The following is an 11,840-nucleotide window of genomic DNA, read 5'->3' as shown; positions in this document are numbered from 1 at the left end:
GTAACTTATGTTAAGTGAACAGGAATTTCAAAGTTGGTGTACACTGATGGATTTCAAGAAAGAAACGATTGAAACTGTCCAAAAGATTAGAACATCTCCTCCGTCTCGAAGTGTGAGAAGCTCAAAATATAATGTAGCTGGAAGATATCCTAGTAAAAAAATGGGGATGTCGATTCAATTTGAAAGTCACACTGTTGAGTTAGCTGCTATTTATTTAGCAGAGTATGATGACGATGTACTCGAATATTATGACCAACCTATTACTTTAAAGTTAGATTATACTCGTGAAAATGGGCGGAGAATATCGTTTTTTTATACTCCGGATTTTTTAGTATTAAGAAGAGATGGTGTGCAGATTGAGGAATGGAAAACAGAAGAACAACTAATTAAATTATCACAAAAAGATCCAGTTAGGTATTTCAAAGATGAGGAGGGGTGTTGGCGATGTCCGCCAGCTGAAGTGGCAGCCAGCCAAATTGGCTTGGAATTTTGTGTGAGAACATCGGCTGAAGTGAATTTAAACTTATACAGGAATCTTATATTTCTAGAAGATTATTTGAAGAATGAAAACTATACAGTATCTGAAGAAAAGAAAAGAGAAATAAGGAATATTCTTGCTTCCGAATTAGGAATGAAACTAGCTGAATTGCTTGTCTCCCTAAAAACAACAGATGCTGATGATGTATATACTTTGGTAGCTACAAATGAATTGTATATAGATTTAGAGCAATACATCATTGCTAAGTCCAGTGATGTCCCGGTCTTTTTAAGTGAACAGCATAGTGCAGCTTTTGAAAGTATCCGTTCAACAAAGCCTGAAAACACTTATCCAGTAACAGCCCTTACCGTAAATATTAACTCAACTGTTATGTGGGATGGAGTTACATGGATAGTTTTAAATATGGGTTTCAAATCTGTTTATCTTTATTCAGATGAAAATGCTTTTTTAGAACTACCAAAACTGTATTTTGTTGAATTACTTAATAATGGAAAGGTAGTGCCCGAAGATGAGAAGAGCGGAAGTCGAAAGTATGCTCCCTATCTGGACATTTTATTAGAAGCGGGACCAGAAGAGCTAGCAATAGCTAATAACAGAATGAATTTAGTTAAGCGAAGGCTAAATGAAGAGGAAATACCTAGTAACGAAGCTTCTGAACGGACCCTTAGGCGGTGGATAAAAAATTATAAAGAAGGACAGCAATTATATGGAAGTGGATATATAGGTTTACTCCCAAAGCACCAGCAGAAGGGGAATAGAGATCAAAGGCTTCCGGTAGAAACCATAACCTTAATGGAAGAGGTAATTGAAGATGAGTATGAAAACCTTAAACAAAAAAATAAGATTATTGTATACGGACAATTAGTTAATCTCTGTGAGAGTAAAAACATCCTAGTGCCTAGTTATAAGACTTTCTGTACAACAGTTCAGAATAGAAATCGCTATGAACAAGTCAAAAAGAGGCAAGGAGATCGGGCGGCTTACAAACATGAATCATTTTATTGGAACTTGGATCATAGTGTTCCACGACATGGGGATAGGCCATTTGAGATAACTCATATAGATCATACTCAGCTAGATGTACAGCTCGTATGCTCTAAAACAGGTAAAGTATTAGGGAGACCATGGCTGACATTCTTAGTAGACGCCTATTCCAGAGCTATTCTGTCATATCACATTTCATTTGAATCGGCCAGTTACAGATCGGTTATGATGACTCTAAGAGAATGTGTACGTAAGTATCATCGATTACCACAATCCATCGTAGTGGATGGAGGAAAAGAGTTCCACAGTATTTACTTTGATACATTTACAGCTATGTATGAAATTAATAAAAAAGTAAGGCCACCAGCCAAATCTAGATTTGGTAATGTAATTGAGAGATTATTTGGAACTTCAAATTCTAATTTCATTCATAACTTGCAAGGGAACACTAAAATTACGAAAAATGTTCGCCAAGTCACGAAAAAAGTGAATCCTGTAAATCATGCTGTTTGGACCTTAGAAGCGCTATATGGAGCATTAGAAAAATGGGTATCAACGGTATATAGCGATAATATACATCCAGCTTTAGAAGGACAGACTCCTGACGAAGCATTTAATGAAGGGATATATAGAACAGGAGAAAGAAGATTAGAACTTATTACGTATGACGAAAATTTTATAGTTACGACTTTGCCATCCACAAGGAGTGGAGTCGCTAAAGTAAATTCCTGCACGGGTGTGAAAGTTAATTATATAAATTACTGGAATCCTGCATTTAATAGTCCAGTATTGGAAAAACAGAGTGTACCTGTGAGGTATGATCCATTTGATATAGGTATGGCGTATGCTTATGTAAATAAGAAATGGATAACTTGTACATCAGAGTATTACCATGTGCTAAAAGGGAAAACAGAGCGAGAGCTAAAACTGGCTATGGAAGAGATTAAGAAAAGAAAGCAAAATCACGCAAAAGGCTATACTGTTACAGCTAAAAAAATTGCTGAATTTATTAATGGGATAGAGGAAAAAGAAAAATTAATGGCTGGAAGTCTAAAAAACACATTAGCTTCTAAGGATAATCAACGTGAAGTTGAGTTGGATTTACCTGTACCTTCTGCAACCAATACTAAAGATTTGATAAAAAATATGGAATTTCAAGAGTTCGAGATCTACCGAAAAGGAGGATGATATTAAATGGACGAAATTGAAAGGAAGTTTAATGGCTTTGAACTTTCTGATAAAGAAAGTAAGTTAAAAAAATTTGAGGACATGGTAATCGAGCATCCTATCATCAAACAAGTGAAAGAACAACTTATTTCTTACATTCATAATCCAGCGGGAACTTTTATTGTTTTAGTACTTGGGCCAAGCGGGGTGGGGAAAACTACCCTAGCCCAAGGGCTAGAAAAGTATTTCATCCAAGAGATGCGAGAAGAGTTAGAAAATGATAAAGGCAGAATACCTATAGTTAGAACCGAAATTGTGGGTTTCGACTCTGGAAAGTTTCACTGGAAAGATTATTATTATCGAACTTTAGAGGAATTACAGGAACCGCTGATAGATCATAAGATTTGTTTAGAAAATAGAAATATTCTTATGAAGAAGGATTATAATAGTAAATCTCCTTGGTATGCCTTGAGACGATCACTTGAAAACGCCTTTAGATTTAGAAATCCTGTGGCCTGTATAGTTGATGAAGCACAGCATTTGCTTAAGGTGTCTGGTGCCAAAAGTTTGCAAAACCAGTTAGATACAATAAAATCGCTAGCTAATAATACGAAAGTTCCACACATATTAATTGGAACTTACGAGTTAAAAGAATTTTTTAATCTAAGTGCACAGCTCAGTCGTAGAACAATAAGTATACAATTCCCGAGATACAGAGCGAGTGATTTGGAGGATTACCGTACTTTTCTTTCAATAATCCATATGCTACAGAAAGAATTGCCTTTAGAAGAAGAACCGAATTTACTTGAACATGCAGATTTTATTTATGAACGTACTTTAGGGTGCATAGGGATACTCAAGGACTGGCTCACACGTTGTTTAGGAGATGCTATTTATAATAGAAGGAAAACGATAACTAAAGAAATGCTATATACATATGCAATGCCTGTTAATGCTTTGAAGATGTTGATTGAGGAAATTGAGCAAGGTGAAGATTTATTTGAAGAGAATGAACAAGATAGGATAGATTTACTATATAAGATAGGATTAAAGGCTAGGGAAAAAGAAAAAAGCGCTAAAAAAGATGCAACTCCAAAAAGTGGCGTAGGAAGGCGTAAGCCGAAACGAGATCCTGTGGGAAAACAAGAATATCTTGAGGGGTAAAGATATGTATATATCAAGAAAGTGCTCAGCTAGTTATTTATATTCTCTAGAACCTATGAATGTTGGAACACCTATGGTGGAATGCTTAATGAGCTATCTTGGGAGGTTAGCTTTAGCGCATAATGTTGAGTTAACAACGCTTGCTGCTCATACTATAGCATTACACCCTTGTAAGCGGTCTTTGTACCCTAAGCAATTTGCATCAGTGCCTCGTTGGTGGAGTGCCTCATTTTACGGTACGGGGAAGACAGCCACAATGCTTGCTGAATCACTAGAATTATTAACATTACAAAAAGGTTTTAAGTATATGACGATGTTAACTTGGAAAGAAGTCATACATAATAGGATGTTTTATTGTGATACGAAGTGGTGTCCAGAATGTTTTGATGAATGGAGTGAAGCTAACAAAGAAATATATGAGCCTTTAATGTGGTATTTGACTAGTACAAGTGCATGTTTAAGGCACAAAAGAAAATTGGAATATTTATGTCCTAATCCTAAATGTGAAAAGTCGCAATCTGCCAAGATAGATCGCCCAGGATATTGTTATAGGTGTGGTAATTGGCTAGGACAAAAAGAATATAAATTTCTTCAGAAAGAACATAATTTAACTGAACGGGATGAATGGATTAATAGAAGTATAGAAGAATTATTGGAAATAGCACCATATGTCATTCCACCTACAATGGAACTAGTGTGTTCTATTATTGAGGGAAATATGAGAAAGTTTTTTCAAGGGAATCAAAAAGAATTTTGCTCAGTAACAGATATGCATCCCATTTCTTTAAGAGCTATCCTACGAAGGTCACAAAAAAGACTGCCGTTACGAGCTCTTTTATTATTAAGTTATTATACAAGAACACCTTTGTTAGAGGTAATGGGTGTATCATATAAAGATTCTAATGAATAAGCTAGTAATTTTGAATATCCTATGCTGCTAATAGGTATTTTTATTTGCTGTTTTGTAGAATTCACGGTCAGCTTATGGGTTAATAATTAACTTACAGCCAATTTATGCTATGTTAGATAAATACAATTTAATTTTTTAGCGAGAAGAAATGTTTTTGTAGATAAGAAGATACCAATGGCTCAAGTGATGGATAAGTCTGATTCAAAGGGTGTTTGAGGGGGGGGGAATGGGTATAAAAATTAAAAAGGAATCAAAAATTGATTCCTTTTTTAGATTAACGTGAGCAATATAAAAAATTTAGATTGCATACACTTTATTTGAGTTTTAATTTGTCCCAACTAATCAATTAACTATTTCTGAGGCTATATTGGTACTGTACTCTTTAATATTATAATTTTCATCACATAGAATACTTATATCTAAATTATTTACTTTGAAAATAAAACAATATTCATTTTTCGATTCGTCCTTAAACATATCAAATAAAAGTACTTCTTTTGTTTTTGAATTGCATCTCATTGCTACATCTTTTTTTAATCTTTTAAAGTTAACCGTATCTGTTCTATGCTGGAAGAGGTTTTTAGTTGCTGCACCTGCACCCATCAGAAGAATTGGTTTAATGATATCCCATGCAATACCAGAAGCAATTGAATCTTTTATGAAGATAATTGCTTCTACAAGAAGATCTCCTGCACCTGCTTCACTTCTTTTTACTTTGTTTGTGATAATATCAAATTCGATATTTGCTTCTCGCAGGTTTTGTTCAATTTCACAAACGTTAAATATCCCTTCGTCTCTTCCGCCTATTTTTATTAAAAATCCTTGTTCAGCATTTTTACTATCGTCATCATCGTTTTTTATACCTTCTATAAAATCTTTTTTACTCTGTACAAATTTCTCAGTTAACTCGAATATTTCTGTTGAAATTTTGATGTCTCTATTTCCATTACAATAAGGATAGCTAAGAGTAATAATGATAGAAATAGTCATTTCATTTTCATCAAAGGTGTAAGTTAACCAATCATTTTTTATTTCCATTAATTCCTGAAATAATACCTCTAAATCATTACTTTTAATACGGGAACTATAGAAAGAATGCTCTGTTAGTATCTCAGTGTCAACTTGTTGTTCCTCTGTATCGAATTCGATGTATTGTGCAATAAGTTTAAAATTTATTTCTTTCATAGATTATCTCTCTTTCTTATACATTTTTAAAATTATTTCAATCAAAAGCTAATATAGGGCTATGAAACTAATTCTTGATAATGGTCAAAAATCCTGCTTATATCATTTATTATGGATAAAAGGAAATTAAAAGGGTACTGTTGTTATTGTTATTGTTATTGTTATTGTTTTTGAAAATACAGATCATTCACATTAAGAATGGAGGAAGCTATGAAATTTGAGTTCTCACTAATAAATTCAGTAGAACGAAAATCCCCAAGTTATTTATATGCTGGTAAGGCCTGCTCAGATGCGTCATTTATCCTTTGGCCTATTATTGAATAAAATAATAGGCCTGACATTAGAAAAAATATTTACTGCGGAGTAGTGAATATGGAGGTAATAGGTATTTTTATTTGCTGTTTTGTGAAATTCAAGGTCAGCTTATGGGTTAATAATTAACTCACGGCCAATTTATGTTTCCAATCCTGTTGAATAATTAGATAATTATCTGCAAAAATAAGTGTTTTCTGGCCAACTTATGCTTCCAACCGCGGCCAACTTATAGGTAAAGTGACATTATTTTGTATGATATGAACCATAACTTTGCCAGAGTGGCGGGGGTATGGTTCTTTTTGTTTTGTGGTTTTATAAAATACTTAAGTTTCAGGGGATGGGGCGGTACCCTTGAAACAGAAACTGAGGGAATAGTTATTGATAATAAGCAGCTAGATAATATAGTTGCTCTTAATGATTAAATAATATGCATTTAAATCTTCATATATTTTGTGTTTTTATCCATATCTATTGTAAGATTATATAGAGTTCTCCTAATAAGCTGTTATAACGGCTTTTTTTAGGGATTTAATATTTATAAATCTTAAATTATTTTTTTTGGATAATTTTTTATCTAACTAAGTTATATTGAAGTAGAGGTGAACCATCGGTGAAGCAGGTGTTAGTAATTAAGAATGAACGGTCTTTTGCAAAGAAAATCGTAAGCGGTCTAACGCAAGAGGGCTATTTCATTTTAAAACTTCACAATGAAAACCAAGGTTTAAATATAATATATGAACAAAATTGGGATATTATCATATTGGATTGGGATTCATTAAGTATATCGGGACCAGAAATTTGTAGACAAATACGACTTGTTAAAACGACACCGATAATTATTGTGACCGACAATATTTCTAGCAAGGATTGTATAGCAGGGCTACAAGCAGGAGCAGATGATTATATTAGAAAACCATTTGTGAAAGAAGAATTAGTAGCGAGGGTTCAAGCTATTTTAAGGAGAAGTGACTGTATCCAGCAAAATGAGACAAACTTTTTTCAGTTTAAAGATCTCTTTGTTGATGCATCTAGCAATATTGTGAAAAAAGGTGGTAAAAATCTCATGCTTACTAAGCGCGAGTACGATTTACTTGTATTTTTAATCAAGAATAAAAATACAATATTGAGCCGTGAAATGCTTTTGAACCAGGTTTGGGGATATAACGTAGTAGTCAATCCCAATGTAGTGGATTTATATATTGGGTATGTAAGAAAAAAGTTAAAGTGCGAGAAGAGAGATAGATATATTCAAACGATACATGGCAGGGGCTATTCAATGATTGAATGATAAAATAAGATAATAGGTAAAGTACAGTTTTTTCTATTAAACCTGATAATCAAATAGTTTCTGTGAAATATTAAAAGACGGAAACTATAAAAAGAAGATTGCTACCAGGCAATGGATTATGAAAAAATTAACTATTAATGGGCATTTTTTTTGCAGTAGAAATCATGGTTTATAAGGTGCCCAATCTATTGATTAGTACGTGTGGGGGATGATTCTGGTGCGCATTAGATGAGACTGTATCTAATGTATGTTTAATTTTATTAACTCACACCATTCACAAGATTTTCACATAATTAATGACTATACTTATTAACAGGATGTTCAAATGAAAATGATTATCAATAGCAATTTAGATGCATAAAAGTTACTATCTAATTTAATCTATGGACGTTATCATTTTCAAACTAAATTACATTATAAGGAGTATACGTATGAAAAAAACTATGCTTTTAAAATTAGTAAGTATTCTAGCAATTTTCACTTTAATGTTAGTAGCTTGCTCAGATTCAAGTAAGGAAACTTCGAAAGCTAATAAAGGTGATAGTAGTGATAAGCCAAAAACGGTTGAAATCACTGATGCACATGGAACTGTTAAAGTCCCTGTAAATCCAAAAAATGTAGTTGCTTTAGATAATAGAACTTTTGAAACTTTAGCTGATTGGGGAATTAAATTAGCGGCTGCTCCAAAGGATGTAATGCCTGCAGATTCAGCATATGTAAAGGATAGTAAAGTTCAAAATATTGGAAATCACCGCGAACCAAATCTTGAAATTATTGCAGCGGCAAACCCTGAACTTGTAATCGTTGGTCAAAGATTTGCTGGCCATTACGAAGAAATCAAAAAATTAGTGCCAAATGCAGCTGTTATCGATCTTAATGTTGATGTTTCTGAGAAAGCTACTAAGCCTGGAGAAAACTTAGTAAAAGGACTTAAAGATTCTACAATTTCTTTAGGAAAAATCTTTGATAAAGATAAAGAAGCTAAACAAGTAGTAGCTGATTTTGATAAATCTATTGAAAATGTAAAATCTTCTTATAATGGAAAAGATAAAGTTATGAGTGTTATCGTTACTGGTGGGAATATTGGTTTTGCTGCTCCTCACTCTGGTCGCGTTTGGGGACCAATGTATGAGATTTTCGGTTGGACTCCAGCACTAGAAGTGTCTAATTCTACTGCAGGTCATAAAGGTGATGACGTTTCTGTTGAAGCTATTGCACAAACAAATCCTGATTGGCTTTTCGTATTAGATCGTGATGCTGCAACATCTGATGCTGCTACTTCAGCTCCTGCTCAAGATGTTATTTCTAAATCACCTGCTCTTCAAAACACAACTGCTGTTTCTAAAAAACAAGTTATTTATGCACCAGCAGATACTTACACAAATGAATCAATTGAGACTTATATAGAGTTATTTGGAAATATCGCAAAAACTTTAGCTAAGTAGTGTAAAGGAGTACGAAACAGTGTCAAAAAATATGATTTCTAGGGTTGAGAATATTTCTCAACCCCAGTTTTATAATCACAATAAAATATGGACAAAACCTTTTATAATAGCGATTATAGTTGTTATAATTTTAGGGATTATATCACTGTTTACTGGAGTTTATGATATACGTGGACAAGAGGACGGAATGGAGATGTTTTTCATCACTCGTGTTCCGAGAACAGTTGCATTAATGCTTACTGGAGCTGCAATGGCGATGGCAGGGCTCGTAATGCAATTAATTACACAGAATCGTTTTGTTGAACCTACTACAACGGGGACTATTGAATGGTCAGGCTTAGGCCTGCTTTTTGTATATTTATTATTTCCTGCCCCGACGTTAGTTCAAAGAATGACTGGTGCAATCATTTTTTCTTTTATAGGAACTATGATTTTCTTTCTATTTTTAAGAAGAGTTAAACTTCGTTCGTCTTTAATTGTCCCGATTATCGGATTGATGCTTGGAGCAGTTATTTCTGCAGTGTCTACTTTTTTGGGACTCCTTTTTCAAATGACGCAAAGTATTGAAACTTGGTTCGTAGGTTCGTTTGCTACCGTTCAGGTGGGAAGATATGAATATTTATGGCTGATTGTTATCGTTACTTTGCTTATTTTTATGTATGCTAATAGATTGACTTTAGCTGGACTAGGAGAAGATGTCGCAACAAGCCTTGGAGTTAATTACAATAGAATTGTTCTTTTTGGGACTGGCCTTATCTCTGTTGCAGTTGGAATTGTTGCAGCTGTTATTGGAAACTTACCTTTCTTGGGATTAATTGTTCCAAACATTGTTTCAATGTTTAGGGGAGATGATCTTAGGAGTAATTTACCTTGGGTATGTGTGATCGGAATGGGGACAATAACTGCCTGTGACATCATTTCTCGAACAATTATAAAGCCTTTTGAAGTACCTGTTTCTTTAATACTTGCAACAGTGGGAGCAGTCGTATTTATTACTATTTTATTGAGAAAAAGAAAACCAAGGAGGCTGCGATGATCACATTAGACTATAGAAATAAAGAAAATGTCGAAATCGATTCTAGCCTTCATAATGAAAGTAGATCAGCTAGCGCTTTTCGTTCTAAGAAGGAAGCAAGACGTTATTGGATTGTACTGATAACATTGATCGCTTTAGGTCTCCTTTCTTCATATGGACTTTTAGTTTATAACAATCCAGTTCCGATAGATTCACCTTCTTTTATCCCAGTTGTTAAGAGAAGGATAATAGCCATTGTTGCGATGATTATTGCTGCAGTTTGCCATAGCTTGTCGACAGTTGCTTTCCAATCTATTACGAACAATAAGATTATTACTCCTTCGCTTTTAGGTTTCGAATCACTTTATTCAGCAATTCATACGAGTACAATATTCTTCTTTGGTGCTAGTGCATTAATAAACTTTAATGGAATTGGATCGTTTGTATTCCAAGTTGTTGTTATGGTCTTCATGAGTTTGATACTTTATGGATGGTTACTTTCCGGTAAATACGGGAATTTACAACTTATGCTTTTAGTTGGAATTATTATTGGTACCGGACTAAATTCTGTGTCAACTTTTATGAGAAAGCTACTTGCGCCTTCAGAGTTTGATATTTTACAAGCGAAATTATTTGGTTCTGTTAATCACGCAGATCCTGCATATTTTCCTATTGTAATTCCTATGATCATAATTGTAGCAGTATTAATTTTTGCTCATTCTAAGAATTTGAATGTTTTGTCACTAGGAAAGGATGTTGCTACTTCTTTTGGAGTTAAATATCAACCTAGTGTAATTTATACGCTTGTATTAGTTGCTATTTTGATGTCCATTTCAACAGCTCTAATTGGGCCACTTACTTTCTACGGCTTTTTAGTAGCAACTTTGAGTTATCAGGCGGCGTCAACTTATGATCATAGATATATTTTTCCAATGGCTTTTGCAATAGGATTTTTGATAATGACGAGTGCATACTTTTTAATGTATCATGTATTCCATGCTCAAGGTGTAGTTTCAGTTATTATTGAATTATTTGGTGGAATAATATTCTTAACTATAGTTTTAAGGAAGAGGGCTTTATGATAAAAATTGATAATGTTAAAAAGTTCTATACTGATAAGGTGAAAATAGGACCTTTGGATATTGAAATACCAAAAGCGGGCTTTACTTCTTTAATTGGACCAAATGGCGCTGGAAAGTCAACGACACTATTGATGATTGGAAGACTTTTAGATATGGATGAAGGCCAAATTCAGGTAGCAAATATGGATGTTTCTGAATCCAAATCAAAAGACTTAGCAAAAGTTTTGACTATATTGCGACAAGAGAATCATTTTGTAACTAGGCTTACTGTTAGACAATTAGTTGGATTTGGGCGCTTTCCTTATTCAAAGGGAAGATTAACTAAAGAGGATGAAGTTATTATTTCTAAATATATCGATTTTCTAGATTTAACTAATTTAGAGAATAGATATTTAGATGAGCTTTCTGGTGGTCAAAGACAAAGGGCATATGTAGCGATGGTATTGTGCCAAGAGACTGAATATGTACTTTTGGACGAGCCTCTGAACAACCTTGATGTTGCTCGTTCTGTTCAAATGATGGAGCATTTGAGACGTGCGGCTAATGAATTTGGAAGAACAATTTTGACTGTTATGCATGACATAAATTTTGCAGCCAAATATTCTGATAAAATTTGTGCTATGAAAGATGGACAAATTGCTGCTTTTGGAACAGTAGAAGAGGTTATGGACCCGGAAATTTTGACAGATATTTTTGAAACAAAAATAGAAATTATCAATGGTCCTTATGGGCCAATTGCTGTTTATTAGTTACAAAGTGTAAAAAATGAGTATGTCAAAAAAATAC

The 11,840-nt window shown here is 33.8% G+C and carries 9 protein-coding genes; 8 read left to right on the top strand and 1 reads right to left on the bottom strand.

What is annotated here, in order from left to right; all coding sequences use genetic code 11:
- Nucleotides 1-7: 7 nt before the first annotated feature.
- The 3 genes from MKY70_RS26505 to MKY70_RS26495 are packed head-to-tail and all read left to right on the top strand — an operon-like array spanning nt 8 to nt 4,724.
- Nucleotides 8-2,671: a TnsA endonuclease N-terminal domain-containing protein gene (locus MKY70_RS26505; protein WP_341026106.1), complete on the top strand. Its 2,664-nt coding sequence runs from the start codon at nt 8-10 to the stop codon at nt 2,669-2,671.
- A gap of 6 nt (nt 2,672-2,677) precedes the next feature.
- Complete coding sequence (locus MKY70_RS26500) at nt 2,678-3,814, top strand: ATP-binding protein (protein ID WP_341026104.1); 1,137 nt, start codon at nt 2,678-2,680, stop codon at nt 3,812-3,814.
- A 55-nt stretch (nt 3,815-3,869) separates the two neighbouring features.
- A complete protein-coding gene (locus MKY70_RS26495) occupies nt 3,870-4,724 on the top strand; it encodes a TniQ family protein (protein WP_341074622.1) in 855 nt (284 codons plus the stop codon).
- Between the two features lie 342 nt (nt 4,725-5,066).
- Here the strand turns inward: MKY70_RS26495 and MKY70_RS26490 are convergent, their stop codons facing one another.
- A complete protein-coding gene (locus MKY70_RS26490) occupies nt 5,067-5,909 on the bottom strand; it encodes a hypothetical protein (protein WP_341026101.1) in 843 nt (280 codons plus the stop codon).
- A 925-nt stretch (nt 5,910-6,834) separates the two neighbouring features.
- On the opposite strand from MKY70_RS26490, the gene MKY70_RS26485 reads away from it, so the two are divergent.
- From MKY70_RS26485 to MKY70_RS26465, 5 genes are all read left to right on the top strand, one after another.
- Nucleotides 6,835-7,512 carry a response regulator transcription factor gene (locus MKY70_RS26485; RefSeq protein ID WP_113733821.1) on the top strand — a complete coding sequence of 226 codons (678 nt, stop codon included), beginning with the start codon at nt 6,835-6,837 and terminating at the stop codon, nt 7,510-7,512.
- 431 nt (nt 7,513-7,943) lie between these two features.
- On the top strand, nt 7,944-8,957 hold the full coding sequence (locus MKY70_RS26480) for a siderophore ABC transporter substrate-binding protein (RefSeq protein WP_341026100.1): 1,014 nt from the start codon (nt 7,944-7,946) through the stop codon (nt 8,955-8,957).
- Between the two features lie 19 nt (nt 8,958-8,976).
- Nucleotides 8,977-9,993, top strand: coding sequence for an ABC transporter permease (locus MKY70_RS26475; RefSeq protein WP_002166486.1), 1,017 nt, complete (start codon nt 8,977-8,979; stop codon nt 9,991-9,993).
- Nucleotides 9,990-11,054, top strand: coding sequence for an iron chelate uptake ABC transporter family permease subunit (locus MKY70_RS26470; protein ID WP_002089519.1), 1,065 nt, complete (start codon nt 9,990-9,992; stop codon nt 11,052-11,054). Before MKY70_RS26475 ends, MKY70_RS26470 begins: the two co-directional genes overlap by 4 nt.
- The gene (locus MKY70_RS26465; RefSeq protein ID WP_002192292.1) at nt 11,051-11,803 is read left to right on the top strand and encodes an iron ABC transporter ATP-binding protein; all 753 of its coding nucleotides are present in this window, start codon (nt 11,051-11,053) and stop codon (nt 11,801-11,803) included. The genes MKY70_RS26470 and MKY70_RS26465 overlap by 4 nt, the downstream gene beginning before the upstream one ends.
- The last annotated feature ends 37 nt before the right edge of the window (nt 11,804-11,840 follow it).

This window comes from Bacillus sp. FSL R9-9492 (assembly GCF_038007365.1).
Taxonomy (GTDB): domain Bacteria; phylum Bacillota; class Bacilli; order Bacillales; family Bacillaceae_G; genus Bacillus_A; species Bacillus_A mycoides.
This window is presented reverse-complemented; position numbering and strand designations above follow the sequence as displayed.